General features: G+C 64.7%; 18 protein-coding genes. 11 read left to right on the top strand and 7 right to left on the bottom strand.

Annotation, left to right across the window (positions count from 1 at the left end):
* Both parC and JYG34_RS23410 read left to right on the top strand, forming a co-directional pair.
* Complete coding sequence (parC, locus tag JYG34_RS23415) at window positions 1–2,256, top strand: DNA topoisomerase IV subunit A (RefSeq protein ID WP_213658547.1); 2,256 nt, start codon at window positions 1–3, stop codon at window positions 2,254–2,256.
* A gap of 175 nt (window positions 2,257–2,431) precedes the next feature.
* Complete coding sequence (locus JYG34_RS23410) at window positions 2,432–3,142, top strand: PqiC family protein (protein ID WP_213658546.1); 711 nt, start codon at window positions 2,432–2,434, stop codon at window positions 3,140–3,142.
* A 171-nt stretch (window positions 3,143–3,313) separates the two neighbouring features.
* Here the strand turns inward: JYG34_RS23410 and JYG34_RS23405 are convergent, their stop codons facing one another.
* Complete coding sequence (locus JYG34_RS23405; protein WP_213658545.1) at window positions 3,314–4,765, bottom strand: histidine kinase; 1,452 nt, start codon at window positions 4,763–4,765, stop codon at window positions 3,314–3,316.
* Window positions 4,766–4,901: 136 nt separating this feature from the next.
* On the opposite strand from JYG34_RS23405, the gene serB reads away from it, so the two are divergent.
* Window positions 4,902–6,116, top strand: coding sequence for a phosphoserine phosphatase SerB (serB, locus tag JYG34_RS23400; RefSeq protein ID WP_213658544.1), 1,215 nt, complete (start codon window positions 4,902–4,904; stop codon window positions 6,114–6,116).
* A 107-nt stretch (window positions 6,117–6,223) separates the two neighbouring features.
* Here serB and asd read toward each other — a convergent pair whose 3' ends face one another.
* The 3 genes from asd to JYG34_RS23385 are packed head-to-tail and all read right to left on the bottom strand — an operon-like array spanning window position 6,224 to window position 9,487.
* On the bottom strand, window positions 6,224–7,087 hold the full coding sequence (gene asd / locus JYG34_RS23395; RefSeq protein ID WP_213658543.1) for an archaetidylserine decarboxylase: 864 nt from the start codon (window positions 7,085–7,087) through the stop codon (window positions 6,224–6,226).
* A gap of 9 nt (window positions 7,088–7,096) precedes the next feature.
* A complete protein-coding gene (rhdA, locus tag JYG34_RS23390) occupies window positions 7,097–7,906 on the bottom strand; it encodes a thiosulfate sulfurtransferase (RefSeq protein ID WP_213658542.1) in 810 nt (269 codons plus the stop codon).
* A gap of 45 nt (window positions 7,907–7,951) precedes the next feature.
* Complete coding sequence (locus JYG34_RS23385) at window positions 7,952–9,487, bottom strand: HDOD domain-containing protein (RefSeq protein WP_213658541.1); 1,536 nt, start codon at window positions 9,485–9,487, stop codon at window positions 7,952–7,954.
* A 130-nt stretch (window positions 9,488–9,617) separates the two neighbouring features.
* On the opposite strand from JYG34_RS23385, the gene motA reads away from it, so the two are divergent.
* Both motA and motB read left to right on the top strand, forming a co-directional pair.
* On the top strand, window positions 9,618–10,469 hold the full coding sequence (gene motA / locus JYG34_RS23380; RefSeq protein ID WP_011535960.1) for a flagellar motor stator protein MotA: 852 nt from the start codon (window positions 9,618–9,620) through the stop codon (window positions 10,467–10,469).
* A 3-nt stretch (window positions 10,470–10,472) separates the two neighbouring features.
* Window positions 10,473–11,507, top strand: coding sequence for a flagellar motor protein MotB (gene motB, locus JYG34_RS23375; RefSeq protein WP_213658540.1), 1,035 nt, complete (start codon window positions 10,473–10,475; stop codon window positions 11,505–11,507).
* Between the two features lie 161 nt (window positions 11,508–11,668).
* On the opposite strand, the gene JYG34_RS23370 is transcribed toward motB, so the two are convergent.
* Together JYG34_RS23370 and rsgA are read right to left on the bottom strand one after the other, a co-directional pair.
* The gene (locus tag JYG34_RS23370) at window positions 11,669–12,148 is read right to left on the bottom strand and encodes a molecular chaperone Tir (RefSeq protein WP_213658539.1); all 480 of its coding nucleotides are present in this window, start codon (window positions 12,146–12,148) and stop codon (window positions 11,669–11,671) included.
* Between the two features lie 210 nt (window positions 12,149–12,358).
* A complete protein-coding gene (gene rsgA / locus JYG34_RS23365) occupies window positions 12,359–13,390 on the bottom strand; it encodes a small ribosomal subunit biogenesis GTPase RsgA (RefSeq protein ID WP_213658538.1) in 1,032 nt (343 codons plus the stop codon).
* 271 nt (window positions 13,391–13,661) lie between these two features.
* On the opposite strand from rsgA, the gene orn reads away from it, so the two are divergent.
* Window positions 13,662–14,204 (top strand): oligoribonuclease, encoded by a 543-nt coding sequence (gene orn, locus JYG34_RS23360; protein ID WP_213658537.1) that lies wholly within the window; start codon window positions 13,662–13,664, stop codon window positions 14,202–14,204.
* A 92-nt stretch (window positions 14,205–14,296) separates the two neighbouring features.
* Window positions 14,297–14,908 (top strand): trimeric intracellular cation channel family protein, encoded by a 612-nt coding sequence (locus tag JYG34_RS23355; RefSeq protein WP_213658536.1) that lies wholly within the window; start codon window positions 14,297–14,299, stop codon window positions 14,906–14,908.
* 890 nt (window positions 14,909–15,798) lie between these two features.
* On the opposite strand, the gene queG is transcribed toward JYG34_RS23355, so the two are convergent.
* Window positions 15,799–16,863: a tRNA epoxyqueuosine(34) reductase QueG gene (gene queG, locus JYG34_RS23350; protein ID WP_011535954.1), complete on the bottom strand. Its 1,065-nt coding sequence runs from the start codon at window positions 16,861–16,863 to the stop codon at window positions 15,799–15,801.
* Between the two features lie 65 nt (window positions 16,864–16,928).
* Between queG and JYG34_RS23345 the strand changes: the two genes are divergently transcribed.
* Genes JYG34_RS23345 through mutL form a run of 4 tightly spaced genes read left to right on the top strand, consistent with a single transcriptional unit; the run spans window position 16,929 to window position 21,579 of the window.
* Window positions 16,929–17,780, top strand: coding sequence for an NAD(P)H-hydrate dehydratase (locus JYG34_RS23345; RefSeq protein WP_213658535.1), 852 nt, complete (start codon window positions 16,929–16,931; stop codon window positions 17,778–17,780).
* A complete protein-coding gene (tsaE, locus tag JYG34_RS23340) occupies window positions 17,768–18,241 on the top strand; it encodes a tRNA (adenosine(37)-N6)-threonylcarbamoyltransferase complex ATPase subunit type 1 TsaE (protein ID WP_213658534.1) in 474 nt (157 codons plus the stop codon). Before JYG34_RS23345 ends, tsaE begins: the two co-directional genes overlap by 13 nt.
* Window positions 18,242–18,253: 12 nt before the next feature.
* Entirely contained in the window at window positions 18,254–19,684 is a 1,431-nt protein-coding gene (locus JYG34_RS23335; RefSeq protein ID WP_213658533.1) for an N-acetylmuramoyl-L-alanine amidase, read from the top strand.
* Window positions 19,681–21,579, top strand: coding sequence for a DNA mismatch repair endonuclease MutL (gene mutL / locus JYG34_RS23330; protein ID WP_213658532.1), 1,899 nt, complete (start codon window positions 19,681–19,683; stop codon window positions 21,577–21,579). The genes JYG34_RS23335 and mutL overlap by 4 nt, the downstream gene beginning before the upstream one ends.
* Window position 21,580 lies beyond the last annotated feature (1 nt).

Below are 21,580 nucleotides of genomic sequence, written 5' to 3'. Positions count from 1 at the left end.
ATGAGCGACTTACTGGACAGTCTCGAAGGCGTCGAACGCCGTTCCCTGGCGGACTTCACCGAACAGGCCTACCTCAACTACTCCATGTACGTGATCATGGACCGCGCCCTGCCGCATATCGGCGACGGCCTCAAGCCGGTCCAGCGCCGCATCGTCTATGCCATGAGCGAATTGGGCCTCGACGCCGATTCCAAGCACAAGAAGTCGGCGCGTACCGTCGGCGACGTGCTCGGTAAATTCCACCCCCACGGCGACTCGGCGTGCTACGAGGCCATGGTGCTGATGGCCCAGCCGTTCAGCTACCGCTACACCCTCATCGACGGCCAGGGCAACTGGGGTGCGCCGGACGATCCCAAGTCGTTCGCCGCCATGCGTTACACCGAGGCGCGCCTGTCGCGCTATTCCGAAGTGCTGCTCAGTGAAGTAGGCCAGGGCACGGTCGACTGGGTACCCAACTTCGACGGTACCCTGCAGGAGCCTGCGGTACTGCCGGCGCGGCTCCCCAACATCCTGCTCAACGGCACCACCGGTATCGCCGTGGGCATGGCCACCGACGTACCGCCGCACAACCTGCGCGAAGTGGCCAGCGCCTGCGTGCGCCTGCTCGACGAGCCCAAGGCCACCATCGAGCAGCTGTGCGAGCACATCCAGGGCCCGGACTACCCGACCGAGGCCGAGATCGTCACCCCGCGCGCCGACATCCTCAAGCTCTACGAGACGGGTAAGGGCTCGATCCGCATGCGCGCCGTGTACCGCGTCGAGGACGGCGACATCATCGTCACCGCGCTGCCGCACCAGGTTTCCGGGGCCAAGGTGCTGGAGCAGATCGCCGCGCAGATGCAGGCCAAGAAGCTGCCGATGGTGGCTGACCTGCGCGACGAGTCGGACCACGAGAACCCTTGCCGCATCGTGATCATCCCGCGTTCCAACCGCGTGGATGCCGCCGAACTGATGCAGCACCTGTTCGCCACTACCGACCTGGAGAGCACCTACCGGGTCAACGTCAACATCATCGGCCTCGATGGCCGTCCGCAGTTGAAGAACCTGCGCGCGTTGCTGCTGGAGTGGCTGGAGTACCGGATCGGCACTGTCCGCCGCCGCCTGCAGCACCGCCTGGACAAGGTCGAGAAACGCCTGCACCTGTTGGACGGTTTGCTCACCGCGTTCCTCAACCTGGATGAAGTGATCCACATCATCCGCACCGAGGAACACCCCAAGCAGGCGCTGATCGCCCGCTTCGACCTCACCGAGATCCAGGCCGACTACATTCTCGAGACTCGCCTGCGTCAATTGGCTCGCCTGGAAGAGATGAAGATCCGTGGCGAGCAGGACGAATTGCTCAAGGAGCAGAAGCGCCTGGCCACCCTGCTGGGCAGCGATGCCAAGCTGCGCAAGCTGGTGCGCAGCGAACTGCTCGAAGACGCCGAAACCTATGGCGATGACCGTCGCTCGCCGATCGTCGAGCGTGCCGAGGCCAAGGCCCTGTCGGAAAACGAGCTGATGCCCACCGAGCCGGTCACCGTGGTGCTCTCGGAGAAGGGTTGGGTGCGTTGCGCCAAGGGCCACGACATCGACGCCACCGGGCTTTCGTACAAAGCGGGTGACGGCTTCAAGGCCGCGGCTGCTGGTCGTTCGAATCAATTCGCCGTACTCATCGACTCCACCGGCCGCAGCTACTCGCTGGCTGCCCACAGCCTGCCGTCGGCCCGTGGCCAGGGTGAGCCGCTGACCGGTCGCCTGACACCGCCGCCGGGCGCCACCTTCGAGTGCGTGCTGTTACCTGAGGATGAGGCCCTGTACGTGGTGGCCTCCGACGCCGGTTACGGCTTCGTGGTCAAGGGCGAGGACCTGCAGGCCAAGAACAAGGCCGGCAAGGGCCTGCTCAGCCTGCCCAACGGCGCCAAAGTCATGACCCCGCGCCCGGTGGCCAGCCGCGAGCAGGATTGGCTGGCGGCCGTCACCACCGAAGGTCGCCTGCTGGTGTTCAAGGTTGCCGACCTGCCGCAGCTGGGCAAGGGCAAGGGCAACAAGATCATCGGCGTGCCGGGCGACCGGGTGGCCAGTCGTGAAGAATTCGTCACTGACCTGGCAGTGATCAGCGAGGGCTCGACCCTTGTATTGCAAGCTGGCAAGCGTACCCTTTCCCTGAAGCCGGATGATCTCGAGCACTACAAGGGTGAGCGTGGTCGCCGCGGTAGCAAATTGCCACGTGGTTTCCAGCGCGTGGATAGCTTGATGGTGGAGACACCCGCCTGAGTGCATGGGCTGTCTGCTGCGGCGCTTTCGGCGCCGCTTCAGGCGGAAATGCTGGAGTCTGGCGGCCATTTCGCGGATGATAGTGCGCTTGTGGCGCCGGCGTGGCCGAGCGCCCGTATGAATCTACATGAGTATCACTGCGGTCCGTCTGGTGACGACCGCCTGGATGGGATGAATGAAATTTCTGCGCCTTCCATTTGCGCTGCTGATGACTGGCCTGCTGGGCCTGAGCGGGTGCAGCATGCACCAGCCGGTCGCCCTGTACCAGCTCGACAGCGGTGATCCCGCCCAGCCTTCCCAGGCGGCGGGCATGGCGGTGGTGCTTGGCCCCGTTTCGGTGGCCGACTACCTGCAACGCGAAACCTTCCTGCAGCGCCAGACCGATGGCAGCCTGACTGCAGCGACCGATGGCCGTTGGGCGGGCAGCCTTTCGTCGGATATCGATCAGTTGCTGGTTCGTCAGCTGGCCTGGCGCCTGGACAGCCAGCGCGTGGTGCTGGCCCCGGCGAGTACCGGGTTCACGCCGGATGTGCAGGTGCTGTTGTCGATCACCCGCCTGGATTCGGGCAAGAACCAGCCGGCCATTCTCGACGCCCAATGGCGCTTGCTGGACCGTCGTGGCCAGGTGCGTGACAACCGCATCGTGCACCTCGAGCAGCCCCACGCGGGCAGCGAGTCGGCGCAGGTGCAGGCTCAAGGGCAATTGCTGCAGAAGCTGGCCGAACAGCTCAGCGTCGCGGTCAAGCCGTTGGCCAACCAGCCGGCTATCGTCGAGGAGGCGCCGCGTAAGCAGGCGGCTCCGGTACAGGTGAAGAAAGAGCCGGAGAAACCTAAGATTCCGATGGCTTCGCCGATCCGCACCGATATGGAAGTGTTTCGGTTCTGATGTAGCCGACATGAAAAAGCCCGCAGCGATGCGGGCTTTTTTGTGGGGCCGATTTAGCGTTGCATATCTCTTGTAGGAGCGGCTTCAGCCGCGAACCAGGCGACGCGGTGCATGGCACCGGCTGTGCCGGTGATCGCGGCTGAAGCCGCTCCTACAGGTCCCGATAAGGTGTCAGGCGCGGCGTTCGTGCATCCGCGCCAGCTGGCGCTCCAGCATCGATGGGTATGGCTCCATCAGCCGCTCCACGCAGCATGCCCCCTCGGGGCTGGCGATCGGACGGATGCGCGCGCGCTGGCGGATCAGCGTGTCATCGCTGATCCGGCGCTCGACCAGCAGCAGGTTGCGGCTGTGCTGCGACAGGGCCAGGGCGTCCTGGGCCTGCTCGGTCATCAGCAGATCGACCTGATCCATGCCTTGCAGGTCGTCGGCCAGCACCAGGCCCAGCTGCAGTTGCAAGGTGATGCCGCTGTCGGCCACCTCGATCTGCAGGGCGTGGCCCAGGGCGCGCAGCAGCTCGCCGCAGCAGATGGCGTTGGTCAGGTAGTCCTCGCCGCTGTCGCGGCTGTGGAACAGCAGCAGGGTGCTGCCATCGTTCAAAGTGTGGACTTCCCCTTCGTACAGCGAGGCGGCTTGGTCCAGGCAGTCGCGGTAACGCTCCAGCAGCTCGGTCAGGCGCGTGCGTGGCAGGCGGCGCAGTTGCTCCTGGGAGCCCAGTTGCACGGCCAGCACCGCGCTGTATTGCGGCTCGTCAGACTCGATGGCAACAGGTTTGGCCGGGGCACTCTCTTCATCCATCAGGCCGGCGAAGGCGTCGTCGTCGTCATCGTGCTCGGCCACCTGCGCAACTGCTTTCGCCCGTGGGGCAGGCTTGGGGACGGGCGCGTCGTCGAAGTCGTCTTCCTCGTCTTCCACCTCCGGCTCTGGAGGCGGCGGCGGGGCGAGGCGGGCGTGCAGCTGGCGGGCCAGGTCGCCGATCTCGTCGTGGCGGTCGGTACCCGGCGTGTAGGGGTGCGGGTCACGCAGCCAGACGCGCAGTTGCAACAGCGGGGTGGAAATGAAACGGCCCAGGCGCAGGCTGAGGGTAAGCGCCAGCGCCAGCAGGATGGCGGCGAGGATGCCCATGCTTTGCAGGCTGATCAGCATGGGCTGCTGGAACTGGTTCATGTCCAGGCTGATGCGCAGCTGGCCGGCGGTCACGTCCTGGAAGGTGATCTTGGTCTGGTACAGGCCCTCGGCCTCGCCCAGCAGGCTGTTTTTCGGGCGCTGGCCGGCCTCGGCGAGGATGCGGTTGTCCACGCTGTAGATGGCCGCGTGCGCCACCAGCGGGTTCTTCACCAGGTTGCCCAGCAGCACGTTGAGGCTGAGGATGTCGTTGGACACCAGCAGCTCGGTCGCCGACGTGGCGGTCTGGGTGGTCAGGCTCTGTCCCACGGCGTCGGCCTGCTCATGCATGGCCTGCTTGAACTGCAGGCCCATGACGCAGGCATAGATCACCAGGGCCAGGGCCACCAGGAAGATGTTGTGGCTGGCAATGCGCAGGGCCAGGGGAATTCGGCGCTGGCTCAGGGCTCGGTAGATCATCAGGAAGAAATTGTCGGGTTTGACGGGCGTGGGCCGGTTCACAGAGCGCGGCTCTTTATGGCGAGAAAGTTGCTGCGCAGTATAGCGATACGCGTTTTGTCGGCAAAGTATCGTTGGTGCCCGATGGTCATGGAAAATCGGTAGAATGCGCATTTTTCATCGAAGTCGGAGCCCGGTCTTGCGCGAAATCGTCCTGATCAACATCACTGGTGAAGACCGTCCGGGTCTTACCGCGGCCATCACCGGCGTCCTGCTCCAGGGCGGTGTGAACATCCTCGACATCGGCCTGGCGGTGATGCACGGCACCCTGTCGTTCGGCATCCTGGTCGATATTCCCGACAACGAAGTGGCCACCGCGCTGCTGCAGAGCGTACAGTCCAAGGCCCACGAGCTGGACTTGCAGGCCCGTTACACGCCGATCTCCGAGGCGGACTACCAGCACTGGGCCGACAGCCAGGGCGAAGCGCGCCATATCGTCACCTTGCTCAGCCGTCGGGTCACTCCGCAGCAGTTGCAGCGGGTCAGCGCGATCATCAGCCAGTACGGCCTGACCATCGAACGCATCGAGCGCCTGTCCGCACGGGTGGCGCTGGACGCCCCGACCGGGAAGGGCAAGTCCGCGCTGGAGATTTCCGTGCGGGGCGAGGCCAGTGATGCCCAGGCCCTGCGCGCCGACTTCTTCGCCCTGTCCGAGGAACTGAACATCGACATCGCCTTCCAGCGCGATGACCTGTTCCGCCGCAACCGCCGCCTGGCGGTGTTCGACATGGACTCCACGCTGATCGAGGCCGAAGTGATCGACGAGTTGGCCAAGGCGGCGGGCGTTGGTGAGCAGGTGGCGGCGATCACCGAGCGCGCCATGCGTGGCGAGCTGGATTTCCGTGCCAGCTTCAAGGAGCGCATGGCGCTGCTCAAGGGCCTGGACGTGGGCGTGCTCGACCAGATCGGCGCCTCCCTGCGCCTGACCGAGGGTGCCGAGCACCTGTTCGCCGAGCTCAAGCGCCTGGGCTACAAGACTGCGATCCTCTCGGGCGGTTTCACCTACTTCGCCAAGCAGGTGCAGGCGCGTCTGGGCATCGACTATGTGTTCGCCAACGAGCTCGAAGTGGTCGACGGCAAGGTGACCGGCGTGGCCGTCGAGCCGATCGTCGACGCCCAGCGCAAGGCCGACCTGCTGCAGCAGCTGGCCAGTGAAGAGGGCCTGCAACTCGAGCAGACCATCGCCGTCGGTGATGGCGCCAATGACCTGCCGATGCTGTCGCTGGCCGGCTTGGGCGTGGCCTTCCGCGCCAAACCGCTGGTACGCCAGTCGGCCAAGCAGGCGATTTCCACCCTGGGCCTGGACGGCGTGCTGTATCTGCTCGGCGTGCGTGATCGCGAAGCGCGCGGTTGATCTTGAGCCCCGGGGCCGCGAAAGGAGGGCGAAGCCCTCCCAGCAATCCCAAGGCAAAAAAAGCCCTGCATGATTTGAATCATGCAGGGCTTTTTATTACCGAGTGGTCAGGCCTGGCTCGGCTGCGCCAGCAGCTCACCCATGCGTACCGGGGAACCAGCACCCAGGCTCTCGGCCCACTTCACCTGCTCGGGCCCGAACAGCACGATGGCAGTGGAGCCCAGCTTGAAGCGACCCAGCTCGGCACCCTTTTCCAGGTGGATCGGCGCGCGGCTGGCGTCGTCGTAGCGGAAGGTCTTCAGTTCGCGCTTCGGCGGGGTGACCAGGCCAGCCCAGACGGTTTCGATCGAGGCGACGATCATCGCGCCCACCAGTACCACGGCCATCGGGCCGCGTTCGGTGTCGAACAGGCAGACCACGCGCTCGTTGCGGGCGAACAGCTCCGGGACGTTTTCCGCAGTGGTCTGGTTGACCGAGAACAGCCGGCCGGGCACGTAGACCATCTCGCGCAGGGTGCCGGCCAGCGGCATGTGCACGCGGTGGTAGTCCTTGGGCGACAGGTAGATGGTGGCGAACTCGCCGCCCATGAACGGCGCGGCCAGGGCCGGATCGCCACCCAGCAGCTCCAGGGCGCTGTAGCCGTGGCCCTTGGCCTGGAAGATGCGGCCATGTTCGATCGGACCGAGCTGGCTGACGGCGCCATCGGCCGGGCAGAGGATCGCGCCAGGGGTCTCGTCCAGCGGGCGGGCGCCCGGCTTGAGGGCGCGGGTGAAGAATGCGTTGAAGTGCTCGTAGGCGCTGAGGTCTTCGACCAGCGCCTCGGACATGTTCACCTGGTAGCGCTTGGCGAACCAGGCGGTGAAGGCATTCTTGAACCAGCGCGCGCGGCACTCGGCGACGCAGCCGGCCAGGCGCGACAGCAGGTGGTGCGGCAGCAGGTACTGGCTGATGATGAACAAGCGGGATTTCATTGAGCGTCCTTAAACTTCGACGGGCGTGTCGGGGTGGTTGCCCCATTCGCCCCAGGAACCGGCATAACCCTTGACCCGTGGATAGCCGAGGGCCTTGGCCACGAGGTAGGTGAAGCCGGAGCGGTGGTGGGTCTGGCAGTGGGTGATCACTTCCTTGTCCGGGGTGATACCCAGGTTTTGCAGGACTTCGGCGATGTCCTTGCGGATACGCAGGTGATCGTTGAGGTCCATGCCGGCGGTCCATTCGAAGTTGATCGCGCCGGGGATGTGCCCGCCTTTGGCCGCCAGGACTTTCTCGCCACTGTATTCCAGCGGGCCGCGGGCGTCCCAGATGACCAGGTCGGCGGCGCCCAGGCGGCTTTGCAGGTACTCGCGGGTAGCGGTGGGTTCGGCATGCAGGTGCAGGCTCACCGGGCCGCCGGCGTTTTCAGGCACCTCGGTGGACAGTTTGTCTGCCGGCCAGGCCTGGATCCCACCATTGAGATAGTGGTAGCCCTTGTGACCAATCACGTCGAGCAGCCAGATGAAGCGCCCGGCCCAGCCGCCACCCTCGTCGTCGTAGACCACATAGACCGCGTCGTCGCGGTGGCCGAGTTCACCGAACAGTTTTTCCAGGTCGGCGCGGGCTGGCAGCAGCCCAGGCGCTGGCGGTTGGCCCAGCTGGGTGCGTTTCGGGTCGACGAAGCGGGCCCCGGGGATATGCCCGCTGCCATAGCGGTTGACGCTGGTCAGGTCGACCAGGATCAGCTGTGGCGAATCCAGGCGCGGCAGCAGGTCCGCAGGCTCGATCACCAGGGGCAAGCCGGAAAAATCAGTCATCCACGATCTCCAGGGTGGAAAGAGGGCGATTGTAGCGCAAGGTCGTTATGAATGGCGGGCACCAAAGGTGGCCAGGGCACGTTCCACACACTGCGCGGTCTTGCCGAAGGCCTGTACGCCAACATCGGCCAGCGGTTTGCCGCCCTGGTCGGCGACCATCAGCATCAAAGGCTGGCCGTTGACCGCCAGCGAGCGCAGCAGCAGGTGCTCGCCCTTGAAGAAGGCGCGCAGTGGCGCGGGCATCAGTGCGGCGAACTGCGCGTGGTTTTCGGGGGTCAGGCGCAGTTGCGTGGCTTGGCTAAGCAGGCGCTGAAGCAGTTTGCTCCCGGCCAGCGGAAGCACTTGAGCGGCAGCCTCCTTTGGCAGGCCGGCCAATTGCTGTACACGCAGGCATTCATTGGGCTTGTCCAGCATCAACAGCATCACCCGCTGCATGCCGCAGGCCAGCAGGGCTTCGCAGGCCTGGGTGGCGAGGTGCACGGCGTTGCTGAACGGGCTTGGTTGGGCCAGCAGTTCGGCACATAGCTTGCGCCAGCGTTCGAGATCCTGGTGCGCGGGTGGCGGTGGGGTGAGCATGTCCGGGTGCGGGCGACGCTGGTGCCAGGGCCATATCAGCGCCTCGGCCGGATGGAACAGGGCATGCTGGGCGTGATGACGGGCACTGGCCGCAGCCTGCTGGTGGACCTGCTGCTGGACGTCGTCAAGCGTGGTTTGCAGATAGAGCGCAGTGAGCAACTGCCAGCGCAGCAGGTGCGGGTTGTCCCAACCCACCTGGGCGGCCAGGGCCAGGCCGTTGGCCAGCAGCACGGTGTTCGGTGGCTGGTTGAACCAGCGGCGCAAGGCCGGTTCCTCGTCCAGGCGTTGCTGCTGGACCAGCGGATCCTGCTCGCGGGCGATGCTCAGCACCTGCGCCAACTGGTCGCGCTCGTCCATCAGCAGGCGGTAACCCTGGGTCACCCACTCGGGCAACCGCCAATGTTGGGCCATGGCCTGACACAGCGGCATGATGCGCACGCCGAACAGTTCCTGCTCGACCTCACCGGCGTTCTCCCCCTTGTGGATAACACGCAGCTCCCAGGTATCGAGCAGCTTGGGGTAGGCCAGGGCCAATGGCCACAGTGGCGAGAGGAACAGCAGGCTGCCCCAGTGGATTTCCTGCCACAGGCGTGCAAGGCGGCTGGCGAACAAACCGTTGGCCTGCTGGGTGGCGTGCTGGCTGATCAGCAGGAACTGGCGCAGCACCGGCGGGATCTCGTCGTCGGGCACGGCAGGCAGGCGGGCCAGCAGCTGGCTGGTGCGCGCCAGGCCCAGGCGATTGAGGGCGATTTCCAGGCTTTCGGCGGGTTCCGCCTGGCTGGCATTGGCCGGGTGGTTGGCTTCGCGCATCACGCAGAGCACCAGCGCGGGGCTGTCCTGCATCAGTTCGGCGATGTCGCGCAGGGAGCGGCGGTTGTCGTTGATGGCCTGCAGCACACGGTCGTGGCTGTCCTTCGGAATCGGCACGCGAATCCCGTCGAGCAGCTTTACCCAGGCCTCTAGACTCGACGGGACCTGACTTGGCACCTTGGTTTCAATTGGCATATTGACATCAGTCCGAACTGGCTTTTCGCATTGAGTGGCTATAGTCTGGCGCAGTTCTGCCGATAAGTAGAAGAAGAGTTTTCAAGCTCCCGCCCCTTACCCTGACCACGACAGCAAGTGCTTTCAACTTATGGCTAAAATTATCGGCATCATCGTCGTATTCGCGAGCGTGCTCGGCGGCTACGTGCTTTCCCACGGCAAGATCGCGGCACTGATCCAACCGTTCGAGGTGCTGATCATCGGCGGCGCGGCCTTCGGTGCGTTCCTCCAGGCCAACCCTGGTCACATGACCATGCATGTGATCAAGAAGTCGCTGAAGATGTTCGGCACCCGCTTCACCCACACCTTCTATCTCGAAGTGCTGGGCCTGGTGTACGAGATCCTCAACAAGAGCCGTCGTGAAGGCATGATGGCCATCGAGGGCGACATCGAGGACCCGGCGGCCAGCCCGATCTTCGCCAAGTATCCCGCAGTGATGGGCGATGAGCGCATGACCGCGTTCATCTGCGACTACCTGCGCATCATGTCCACCGGCAACATGGCGCCCCATGAGCTCGAAGGCCTGTTCGACATGGAGCTGCTGAGCATGAAGGAAGAGCTGGAGCACCCGTCCCACGCGGTGACCGGCATCGCTGACGGCATGCCTGGTTTCGGTATCGTCGCGGCGGTACTGGGTATCGTGGTGACCATGGCATCGCTGGGTGACGGCGACCAGAAGTCCATCGGCCTGCACGTGGGTGCGGCACTGGTCGGTACCTTCTTCGGTATTCTTGCCGCCTATGGCTTCTTCGGCCCTCTGGCCAACGCCCTGCGCCATGATGCCAAGGAAGAGCTGAACGTCTACGAGGCGATCAAGGCTTCGCTGGTGGCCTCGGCCTCCGGCATGCCGCCGTCGCTGGCGGTCGAGTTCGGTCGCAAGGTGCTGTACCCGGGCCACCGCCCGAGCTTCGCCGAGCTGGAACAAGCAGTACGCGGTCGCTAAGCCATGGAGAACAATCAGCCCATCATCGTCAAGCGCGTCAAGCGCTTTGGCGACGGCCACCATGGCGGTGCCTGGAAGATTGCCTTTGCCGACTTCGCCACGGCGATGATGGCGTTCTTCCTCGTGCTGTGGCTGCTGTCTACCGCCACGCCCGAGCAGAAGATCGCGATCGCCGGCTACTTCAAGGACCCGATCGGTTTCTCCGAGAGCGGCACACCGTACATCATCGACCTGGGTGGATCGCCGCAACTGGCGCCGGAAAAGACCATCAACCCGGAAACCAAGTCCGAACCTACGCCTGACACCAGCATCCAGCTGGACAAGGACCAGGTCGAGACCATGGCCGAGCAGGTCGAGCGCGAGCGCCTGGAACTGCTGCTGCAGGAGTTGCAGAACAAGGTCGAGGAAAACCCGCAGCTGCAGAAGTTCAAGGACCAGATCCTGTTCGAGATCACCCAGGACGGCCTGCGCATCCAGATCATGGACGCCGAGAACCGGCCGATGTTCGACCTGGGCAGCGCGCGCCTGCAGCCGTACTTCGAAGATATCCTGCTGGCCATGGCCGACACCATCAAGGCGGTGCCGAACAAGATCAGCATCAGCGGCCACACCGACGCCAAGCCGTATGCCGGCACTGGTGACTTCGGCAACTGGGAGCTGTCGGCCAACCGCGCCAACGCCGCGCGCCGCGCACTGGTTGCCGGTGGCTATCCGGATGGCCAGGTGGCCCGGGTGGTCGGCTATGCGTCGTCGTCGCTGTTCGACCGGGAGAATCCGTTCAATCCGGTCAACCGGCGGATCGACATCATCGTGCTGACCAAGAAGGCCCAGCGCAATATCGAGGGCGAGCAAGGCACGCCGGACGCGCCGCCTGCGGCGACACCACCTGCCAGTGGCACACCTGGTGCCGCAGCCCCCGCTGCGCCAGGTGCCGCGGGCGAAGCGGCGCAGGAGCCGATGCAGCCGCGTGAGCTGCGCCAGAAGCTGAACATCTTCGAGGATGGTGTGTTGAAGATGGACGAGGCCAAGGGCCAGTAACCGATAAGGGCCGCAATGCGGCCCCTGTAGGAGCGGCTTTAGCCGCGATCACCCGCGAAGCGGGTGCAGGCACCGCGTCGGCTGCATCGCGGCTGAAGCCGCTCCTACAGAGGGCCCTGTTCCCTACGCGACAGTGCAGCCAGGATTACCGCCCCTGCCGCTCAGAACCCCCGCCGGATCTTGGCCTTGAGATCGGCATGGAAGAAGTCGGCGTTGTCCCGATCGCTGAAGCCCCTTTGTCCCGTGGACGACGACATCCCCCGCCCGAACGTCAGTTCATCGTGATACGCCAATACAAACAGATCGATATGGCTGCGTTCGCGCATTACCGGCCATTTGCCCAATCGCTCCGGCGGGCTTCCCTCGCCGGTGTGGTAGAAGCTTATTCGCCGGTTGGAAATGGCCGCGGCCCCGAGTAGCCAGGCAGTCCACCAATCTTCACCGTTGCTGTCGGACACGAGGCCGATCCAGTGGGTGGCGTCGCTCATCTGCTGGCAAAAATTGCCATGCAGGTCGTCGAAGGTCTGCCCGTTGCAATCGAACAGTACCAGTTGGGTGGGGATGCCTTCGAGCAACATGCGCTCGTTGAGGATAAAGGCGTCCAGACGGTCGCCGTGGGGGTAGCTGATGAAGACCGGCATCAGTCCTGCTCTCCTTGTGGGAGGTAGGCGCAGTGCAGGTTGCGTGCTGATTTTGTCATTGTGTGACCTTCCTTGAGCCGTGCAGGGGCGTCGCGGGTTGGCGACGGATCCTGGGCTGAACAATCGGTGAAAGGTCGGGCAATCAACAAGGGATGACGAAAAAACGGGAGCCTTCCTACGGCTCCCGGTAAAACATCCTACAGAAAAGCCTTAATAGCTATCTTCTGGCAGGCTGGCGATGATCGAGCGATAGCTGTTCATGCGCTGCTGCGATACCTGGCCGCCTTCCAGTGCCTTGAGCAACGCACAGCCCGGTTCGCGGTCGTGCTTGCAGTCGCGGAAGCGGCAGTTGCCGATCAGCTCGCGGAACTCGATGAAGCCATCTTCCACGTCGTCACGGCTGACGTGGCCCAGGCCGAATTCGCGGATACCCGGCGAGTCGATCAGGTCGCCGCCGTTGGGGAAGTGGTACAGCCGCGCGGTAGTGGTGGTGTGGGTGCCTTGGCCCGACCATTCCGACAGGTCGCCGACACGGGTGCCAGCGTCGGGCAGCAGGCTGTTGACCAGCGACGACTTGCCCACGCCCGACTGGCCGACGAACACGCTGATATGGCCATCCAGCGTTTGTTGCAAGCGTTGCATGCCGTCGCCCTGATGCGCGGAGACTTCCAGCAACGGATAGCCGAGGTTGCGGTACACCTCCAGCATGGCGTTGAGGGTTTGTGCGTTCTCTTCGTTGATCAGGTCGGCCTTGTTCAGCAGCAGCAATGGACGAATGCCGGCGTGCTCGGCGGCCACCAGGTAGCGGTCGATCAGGTTGGGGTGCGGCTCGGGGGCCGGGGCGAAGACGATGACGATCAAGTCGACGTTGGCCGCCACCGGCTTGAGCTGGCCATGGTTGTTTGGTCGGCACAGTTCGGTGGTGCGTGGCATCTGCGCGACGATCACGCCGATGCCCTGGTTGCCGGCGCGCCACACCACGCGGTCTCCGGTGACCAGCGCCGGCAGGTTGGCGCGCAGGTGGCAGCGGAAGACCTGGCCGGCCGCTTCGCCGTCCTGGGCCTCGACCTCGACCTGCACACCGAAGTGGGCGATCACCAGGCCCAGTTGCTCCGGCCCCAGGTCACCACCCTCCAGCTCTTGCAGCACATGCTGCTCGCGTTTGGCGGCGCGGGCGGCGCGCTCGCCCTGGATCTTTTCGATGCGCCAGTTCTGGCGGCGGTTGAGCTGGCGTTTGGCCATGAAGGTTCCGTGTCGGCGAGGCAGAAAGAAAACGGCAGGCAGTTTAGCACGGCCCGCCCACGACCAACCTCGCGAGTGTCCTGCCTCGGAAATAAGCTGTTCACTTTTGGCGGCGTCTTGGGCGCCCGGCCGGCGTTGCCACTCCTCGCCATAGCCCTGCCATGACTCGTCGTGGCGCCTTGGCCGAACACCCAAGCCACTCGCCAAAAGAGAACGTATTTCCGAGGCAGGACACTAGGCTAATATGACGGCCTATCAGAGGAGCCTTTTCATGCAGAACCCACAGAACCTGATCTGGATCGATCTGGAAATGACCGGCCTGGATCCGGACAGCGACGTCATCATCGAGATGGCCACCATCGTCACCGACAGCGACCTGAACACCCTGGCCGAAGGCCCGGTGATCGCCATCCACCACAGCGACGAAGTGCTGGCGCGCATGGACGAATGGAACACCCGCACCCATGGCAACTCGGGCCTCACCCAGCGGGTGCGAGAGAGCAAGGTGAGCATGGCCGAGGCCGAGGCGCAGACCATCGCCTTCCTCGAGCAGTGGGTACCGAAGGGCAAGTCGCCGATCTGCGGCAACAGCATCTGCCAGGATCGCCGCTTCCTCTACCGTCACATGCGCGGGCTGGAAAACTACTTCCACTACCGCAACCTCGACGTCTCCACCCTCAAGGAGCTTGCGGCCCGCTGGGCGCCGGATGTACGTGACAGCTTCAAGAAGGGCAGCACCCACCTTGCGCTGGACGATATCCGTGAGTCCATTGCCGAGTTGCGTCACTACCGCGAGCATTTCATCAAGTTCTGAGCCTGCCGTGCGCCGGCGATCGTCGGCGCGCCCCCTTTTGGTGCCCCGCCTGACTGGTTAGACTGCGCGCCTTTCCCGCACGGACCTGCACCATGTTGCTGATGCTCTACCTCGTCGCCATCACCGCCGAAGCCATGACCGGCGCCCTGTCCGCCGGCCGCCGAGGCATGGACTGGTTCGGCGTGGTGCTGATCGCCTGTGTCACCGCGCTGGGTGGTGGCTCGGTGCGTGACGTACTGCTCGGGCACTATCCGCTGACCTGGGTGAAACACCCGGAGTACCTGGTGCTGACCAGTTTCGCGGCGTTGCTGACCATCTTCATCGCCCCGTTGATGCGCCACTTGCGCTCGCTGTTCCTGGTGCTCGATGCGCTGGGGTTGGTGGCTTTCACGTTGATCGGCTGCATGACCGCGCTGGAGATGGGGCAGGGGTTCCTGGTCGCTTCGATCAGCGGGGTGATCACCGGGGTGTTCGGCGGGATCCTGCGGGATATCTTCTGCAACGACATTCCGCTGGTGTTCCGGCGTGAGCTGTATGCCAGCGTGTCGTTCGCCGCGGCGTGGTTCTATCTGGGGTGCGTGTATTTCAAGGTGCCGGCGGAGCAGGCGATGTTGCTGACCTTGTTCGGTGGGTTCCTGGTGCGGCTACTGGCGATCAGGTTTCACTGGGAAATGCCCAAGTTCCACTACAACGATCAGCATTGATTCACGTTGGGGTCGTATGCTATCGGCCTATTGCTAAATCTGTAGGAGCCGGCTTGCCAGCGAAGCTGCCACCACATAACTAGCTCATATATCTTGATCTTGATCTTGATCTTGATCTTGCTTCTAAGTGCGCAATAGTTCAGGCACCGCCAAATGCGACTTCAGGAGGCCGAACGTAGGACTTGCGTAGCGGGGCGACGGGCATGGATGCCCGTCGAGCACTGATGGGCCATGGATGGCCCTTCAGTGCGTCCACGCGGGAGCAAGGCCGGAGTGAGGGGACCCCGGAGCGAAGCGCAGGGGCCGTATGAACGGAGCCAGCGGTTTTTGCCTTCTTTTGCCCGCGAGCAAAAGAAGGTCGCCGTAAAGGCGAAAAGGTGAGTCCGCGTCTCTATCGTCAATGGATATGCTCGCAGACTTCAGACCAATACTCTGGAAGTCAAAGTCAAAGTCAAAGTCAAAGTCAAAGTCAAAGCTAAGTAGGTCTCTACAGCTATATGTATATCCATTTGCTATAGCGACTCGAAGTCACCTTTCCGCCCTTACGGCGGGTCACTTTTTGTCAAACGCGACAAAAAGTAACCAAAAAACGCTGCGCTCCATTCATACGGCCCTCCGCTACGCTCCGGGTCCCTTCGCTCCGGCGCCTTCCAGGCCCGCGCGGCCTACGACTTGCTGCGCAAGTCTACATCTCGCGCCTTCGGCTACGCCGAAGGGTGCTGCGCACCTGGCCCTCCAGACGCCTGCGCTCAGCCTCCTGAAGTCGCGAAGTTACGGGCGGCGCCTGGACGGGCGTAGCTGTCGCTAGCTTGCTTGTTGGTTAATCATTCGATCGCAGAAGCAGAAGCAGAAGCAGAAGCAGAAGCAGAAGCAGAAGCAGAGCGAGATGGTCAGAGCGCGCCGTGTCGCGCCAGCGCCCACTCCACATGCTCACGCACCAGATCAGAAGGATCATCCCGCCGCGCATTCAGCGCCTCCAGCACCGGAATGGTTGACGGCGCATTGCCCAACCCCACCGCCAGGTTGCGCAGGAACCGCTCATACCCCGCCCGCCGCAACGGCGAACCTTCGGTGCGGGCGAGGAAGCGCGGCTCGTCCCACAGGAACAGCTCGGCCAGCTCGATGTTGTCCAGGCCACGCCGCGGCATGAAGTCATCCTCGGTCGTGGTCTTGGCAAAGCGGTTCCACGGGCAGACGATCTGGCAGTCGTCGCAACCGAACACCCGGTTGCCGATCAGCGGCCGCAGTTCGACCGGGATGGCATGGCGCAACTCGATGGTCAGGTACGAGATGCAGCGCCGCGCGTCGAGCTGGTAGGGCCCGACGAAGGCCTGGGTCGGGCAGATATCCAGGCACGCCTGGCAGCGCCCGCAATGATCGCTCCCCTGTATGCCATCGATCGGCAGCGGCAGGTCGACGAACAGTTCGGCGAGGAAGAAGTAGCTGCCGGCCTTGCGGTTGAGCAGCAAGGTGTTCTTGCCGATCCAGCCCAGGCCGGCCTCTTGCGCCAGGGCCTTCTCCAGCACCGGGGCACTGTCGACGAAGGCGCGGTAGCCGAACGGGCCGATGGCTTCCTGGATACGGTCGGCGAAGTGCTGCACGCGCTTGCGCACCAGCTTGTGGTAGTCGCGGCCCAGGGCGTAGCGCGAGATATAAGCCTTTTCCGGCTCCGCCAGGCGCTTGGCCATCTGCGTGTCGCCGGGCAGGTAGTCCATGCGCAGCGAGATCACCCGCAAGGTCCCGGGGATCAGCTCGGCCGGGCGCGAGCGCTTGTGGCCATGGTCGCCCATGTACTCCATTTCACCGTTGTAGCCCGCAGCGAGCCAACGCTGCAGGTGTTGTTCGTGCTCGCCAAGGTCGACCCCGGCGATGCCGACATGGGCAAAACCGAGTTCGAGGCCCCAATCCTTGATCGATTGGGCCAGTGTGGCGATGTCTGGAGTATTGGCAGGCATGGATGGATAAGGCATTACAGGCACAGGTGCGTATAATTCTGCCAGACATCGGAGCCTTTGACCCCATGCCTCAGACCAAACACCCCACAATGCCGCTCAGCAGCCTGACCTTGGCCAGGTTGCCGCCACGCGCCGCCGACGCCCACAAGAGCGATTTTGGCCATGTGCTGGTGGTGGGCGGTGACCTGGGCACCGGTGGCGCGGTGATGCTCAGCAGCGAGGCGGCGCTGCGTTGTGGTGCCGGCCTGGTCAGCGTGGCCACCCGCCCCGAACATGTCGGTGCCGGACTGGCCCGCCTGCCGGAAGTCATGTGGCTGGGCGTGACCTCGGCCAATGAATTGATGGGCCCGCTCGCAAGAGCCTCGGTCCTGGTGGTCGGCCCAGGCCTGGGACAAGCATCCTGGGGGCGCAGCCTGTTGTCGGCGGTGAGTCATGTGCACGTGCCGCAGGTCTGGGACGCCGATGCGCTCAACCTGCTGGCGGGTGCGCCACTGGCTTTGCCCAGCGGCAGCATCCTGACGCCGCATCCGGGTGAGGCGGCACGCCTGCTGGGCATATCCACCGAGGCCGTGCAGGCTGATCGGCCCGGGGCGGCGCGCAAGCTGGCGCGCCGCCATGCCAGCGTCTGCGTGCTCAAGGGCGCCGGCACGCTGGTGGCCGACCCTGCCGGACAACTGGCGCTGTGCGGGCGTGGGCATCCTGCCATGGCTGGAGCAGGCCTGGGCGATGTGCTGACCGGCGTCTTGGCGGCGTTGCTGGCCCAAGGGCTGGATGCGTGGCAGGCCGCATGCCTGGGGGTATGGCTGCACGCCTGTGCCGGCGAGCGCCTGGGAGTAAAAGGTAGAGGGCTGGCGGCCAGCGATCTGGTCCCGGTCATTAGAGCGTTATTGGAGGAGCATTCAGCGTGTCAGGTTTAACCCTGTTTCTGGCCGACGAGCCGGCCACCGTCGCGTTTGGCGCGAAGCTGGCTGAAGTGACCGGCGGTCATGGCGTGATCTTTCTCGAGGGCAATCTTGGCGCGGGCAAGACCACGCTTTCCCGTGGTCTGATTCGTGGCCTTGGTCACACCGGGCCGGTGAAAAGTCCGACCTTTACTGTCGTAGAACCCTATGAAATCGGCGACATTCGCGCCTTCCACTTCGACCTGTACCGCCTGGTCGACCCGGAAGAGCTCGAGTTCATGGGCATCCGTGACTATTTCGAGGGCGATCCGCTGTGCCTGTTCGAGTGGCCCGATAAAGGCGCGGGCGTTTTGCCAAAGCCCGACCTGACCATTACCATAAGCCCGCAAGCGGGCGGACGTTCGCTGAACCTGTCGCCGCAGGGGGCTCGCGGCGAATCCTGGTGTGCCGTTCTGGCCGAAGCATTCAAACAGTAAGTGGGGAAAGGTATGCGCATACGCGCACTGGTCGCCGTCGTTGGGCTGCTGCTGACCGCGGTGGCCGTCGACGCGCTGGCCGTCACTCAAGTCAAGAGCATGCGCCTGTGGCGCGCTCCGGACAACACGCGGCTGGTCTTCGACCTGTCCGGGCCTGTGCAGCACAGCGTCTTCACCCTGACCGCACCCGATCGCCTGGTGATCGACATCAATGGCGCCACATTGGGCGCGCCGCTGAACGTTTCCACTTCGAACACGCCGATCACCAGCGTGCGTTCGGCCCAGCGCACACCTACCGACCTGCGCGTGGTGGTCGACCTGAAAAAGGCCGTTTCACCGAAAAGCTTCGTCCTGGCACCCAACGCCCAGTACGGCAACCGCCTGGTGGTCGACCTGTACGACCAGGAAGCCGACGCCATCGCCGCCAGTAACCCTACGCCGCCGCCCGCGCCGCAGCCGCCGGCTACCACGCCCGCGGTGCCGGTGACGCCGGCGCAGCCGGCCATCAAGCTGCCGCCGGCCCCCGCTGGCAAGCGTGACATCGTCGTCGCCATCGACGCCGGCCACGGTGGTGAAGACCCGGGTGCCTCGGGCTCGCGTGGCCAGCACGAGAAAGACATCGTGCTGGAAATCGCCCGGGAGCTGCAGCGCCAGATCAACACCGAGAAGGGCTACCGCGCCGAGCTGACCCGCACCGGCGACTACTTCATCCCACTGCGCAAGCGCACCGAGATCGCTCGCAAGAAGGGCGCCGACCTGTTCGTCTCGATCCATGCCGACGCCGCGCCGTCCACGGCCGCTTTCGGTGCCTCGGTATTCGCTCTGTCCGATCGTGGCGCGACCTCCGAAACCGCGCGCTGGTTGGCCGACACGGAAAACCGTTCCGACCTGATCGGCGGTGCCGGCAACGTCAGCCTCGACGACAAGGACCGCATGCTTGCCGGCGTGCTGCTCGACCTGTCGATGACTGCCACCCTCAGCTCCAGCCTCAATGTCGGGCAGAAAGTGCTGGGCAACATGGGCCGGGTGACGCCGCTGCACAAGCAGCGGGTGGAGCAGGCCGGATTCATGGTGCTGAAGTCGCCTGACATTCCGTCGATCCTCGTTGAAACCGGATTCATCTCCAACGCCAACGAAGCTTCCAAGCTGGCAACCAAGAGCCACCAGCAGGCGTTGGCGCGTTCGATTCACACCGGTGTGCGCCAGTTCTTCCAGCAGAACCCGCCACCAGGCACCTACATTGCCTGGCTGCGCGACAGTGGCAAGATCGCCCAGGGGCCGCGTGATCACACCGTGCGCCCGGGCGAGACGCTGGCGATGATCGCCGTGCGCTACCAGGTCAGCGTCACGGCCCTGCGCAGCAGCAACAACCTGAAGACTGACGAGCTGAAGGTCGGCCAGCACCTCGACATCCCGGCCACCACCCTGGCGTCCCAGCAATGAGCGGCGGTTCGCGTATCCAGCTGCTCAGCCCGCGGCTGGCCAACCAGATCGCCGCCGGCGAGGTGGTCGAGCGCCCGGCTTCGGTGGCCAAGGAGCTGCTGGAAAACAGCCTGGACTCCGGCGCCCGGCGTATCGAGGTCGAAGTCGAGCAGGGCGGTGTGAAGCTGCTGCGCGTGCGTGACAACGGCGGCGGTATCGCGCCGGACGACCTGCCGCTGGCACTGGCGCGCCACGCCACCAGCAAGATCCGCGAGCTGGAAGACCTCGAAGGCGTGCTCAGCCTGGGCTTTCGTGGTGAAGCCCTGGCCTCGATCAGCTCGGTGGCACGGCTCACCCTGACTTCGCGCACCGCCGACGCCAGCGAAGCCTGGCAGGTGGAAACCGAAGGCCGTGACATGACCCCACGCGTGCAGCCAGCCGCGCACCCGGTCGGCACCTCTGTCGAAGTGCGCGACCTGTTCTTCAACACGCCGGCCCGGCGCAAGTTCCTCAAGGCCGAGAAGACCGAATTCGATCACCTGCAGGAAGTGATCCGGCGCCTGGCGCTGGCGCGCTTCGACGTGGGCTTCCACCTGCGCCATAACGGCAAGACCATCTTCAGCCTGCACGAAGCTACCGACGAGATGGCTCGCGCCCGGCGCGTTGGGACCATCTGCGGGCCGGGCTTCCTCGAGCAGGCGCTGCCGATCGATGTCGAGCGCAATGGCCTGCGCCTGTGGGGCTGGGTTGGCCTGCCGACCTTCTCGCGCAGCCAGGCCGACCTGCAGTACTTCTTCGTCAACGGCCGCGCCGTGCGCGACAAGCTGGTGGCCCACGCGGTGCGCCAGGCATACCGCGACGTGCTGTTCAACGGCCGGCACCCGACCTTCGTGCTGTTCCTCGAATGCGACCCGACCGGCGTCGATGTCAACGTGCACCCGACCAAGCACGAAGTGCGCTTCCGCGAAGGGCGGATGGTCCATGACTTCCTCTATGGCACCTTGCACCGCGCCTTGGCCGACGTGCGCCCGGAAGACCAGCTGGCGGCGCCTGCCGCTGCCAGCGAGATCGTCCGCCCCAGCGGGCAGCAGGTTGGCGAGTTCGGTCCACAGGGTGAAATGCGCCTGGCTTCGCCTGTGCTCGAGCAGGCGCAGGCCGAGCCGCGCCCGTCGTTCGCTGCGGGCAGTGGCGCTGGATCGGGTTACCAGTATCAATACACGCCGCGTCCATCGCAGGCGCTGCCGGTCGCCGAGACCCAGGCGGTGTACCGCGAGTTCTACGCGCCGCTGGACGGCGCCGCGCCTGCTTCCTTGCCAGAGAGCCAAGGCGATATTCCGCCGCTGGGCTACGCCCTGGCCCAGCTCAAGGGCATCTACATCCTCGCCGAGAACGCCGTCGGCCTGGTGCTGGTGGACATGCATGCCGCTCACGAACGGATCATGTACGAGCGCCTCAAGGTGGCCATGGCCAGCGAGGGGCTGAGCGGCCAACCACTGCTGGTGCCTGAGTCATTGGCGCTGAGCCAGCGCGAGGCGGACTGCGCCGAGGAGCACGCCCAGTGGTTCCAGCGCCTGGGCTTCGAACTGCAGCGCCTGGGCCCGGAAACCGTGGCGATTCGCCAGATTCCGGCACTGCTCAAGCAAGCCGAGGCCAACCGCCTGGTGCAGGACGTGCTGGCCGACCTCATGGAGTACGGCACCAGCGACCGCATCCAGGCGCACCTGAACGAACTACTCGGGACCATGGCCTGCCACGGCGCCGTGCGCGCCAACCGGCGCCTGGCCATCCCGGAAATGAACGCGCTGCTGCGCGACATGGAAAACACCGAGCGCAGCGGCCAATGCAACCACGGCCGGCCGACCTGGACCCAGATGGGCCTGGACGACTTGGACAAGCTGTTCCTGCGGGGGCGATGAA

This window comes from Pseudomonas entomophila (genome assembly GCF_018417595.1).
Classification (GTDB): domain Bacteria; phylum Pseudomonadota; class Gammaproteobacteria; order Pseudomonadales; family Pseudomonadaceae; genus Aquipseudomonas; species Aquipseudomonas entomophila_C.
Note: the sequence above shows the minus strand (reverse complement) of the source record. Positions and strands in the feature narration are given on the sequence as shown.

Bases quoted from the DNA above. Each gene is read 5' to 3' on its own strand.
- parC (WP_213658547.1), top strand. From the start codon at position 1: ATGAGCGACTTACTGGACAGTCTCGAAGGCGTCGAACGCCGTTCCCTG.
- JYG34_RS23410 (WP_213658546.1), top strand. From the start codon at position 2,432: ATGAAATTTCTGCGCCTTCCATTTGCGCTGCTGATGACTGGCCTGCTG.
- asd (WP_213658543.1), bottom strand. From the start codon at position 7,087: ATGAAATCCCGCTTGTTCATCATCAGCCAGTACCTGCTGCCGCACCAC.
- rhdA (WP_213658542.1), bottom strand. From the start codon at position 7,906: ATGACTGATTTTTCCGGCTTGCCCCTGGTGATCGAGCCTGCGGACCTG.
- JYG34_RS23385 (WP_213658541.1), bottom strand. From the start codon at position 9,487: ATGCCAATTGAAACCAAGGTGCCAAGTCAGGTCCCGTCGAGTCTAGAG.
- motA (WP_011535960.1), top strand. From the start codon at position 9,618: ATGGCTAAAATTATCGGCATCATCGTCGTATTCGCGAGCGTGCTCGGC.
- motB (WP_213658540.1), top strand. From the start codon at position 10,473: ATGGAGAACAATCAGCCCATCATCGTCAAGCGCGTCAAGCGCTTTGGC.
- JYG34_RS23370 (WP_213658539.1), bottom strand. From the start codon at position 12,148: ATGCCGGTCTTCATCAGCTACCCCCACGGCGACCGTCTGGACGCCTTT.
- rsgA (WP_213658538.1), bottom strand. From the start codon at position 13,390: ATGGCCAAACGCCAGCTCAACCGCCGCCAGAACTGGCGCATCGAAAAG.
- orn (WP_213658537.1), top strand. From the start codon at position 13,662: ATGCAGAACCCACAGAACCTGATCTGGATCGATCTGGAAATGACCGGC.
- JYG34_RS23355 (WP_213658536.1), top strand. From the start codon at position 14,297: ATGTTGCTGATGCTCTACCTCGTCGCCATCACCGCCGAAGCCATGACC.
- queG (WP_011535954.1), bottom strand. From the start codon at position 16,863: ATGCCTGCCAATACTCCAGACATCGCCACACTGGCCCAATCGATCAAG.
- JYG34_RS23345 (WP_213658535.1), top strand. From the start codon at position 16,929: ATGCCTCAGACCAAACACCCCACAATGCCGCTCAGCAGCCTGACCTTG.
- JYG34_RS23335 (WP_213658533.1), top strand. From the start codon at position 18,254: ATGCGCATACGCGCACTGGTCGCCGTCGTTGGGCTGCTGCTGACCGCG.
- mutL (WP_213658532.1), top strand. From the start codon at position 19,681: ATGAGCGGCGGTTCGCGTATCCAGCTGCTCAGCCCGCGGCTGGCCAAC.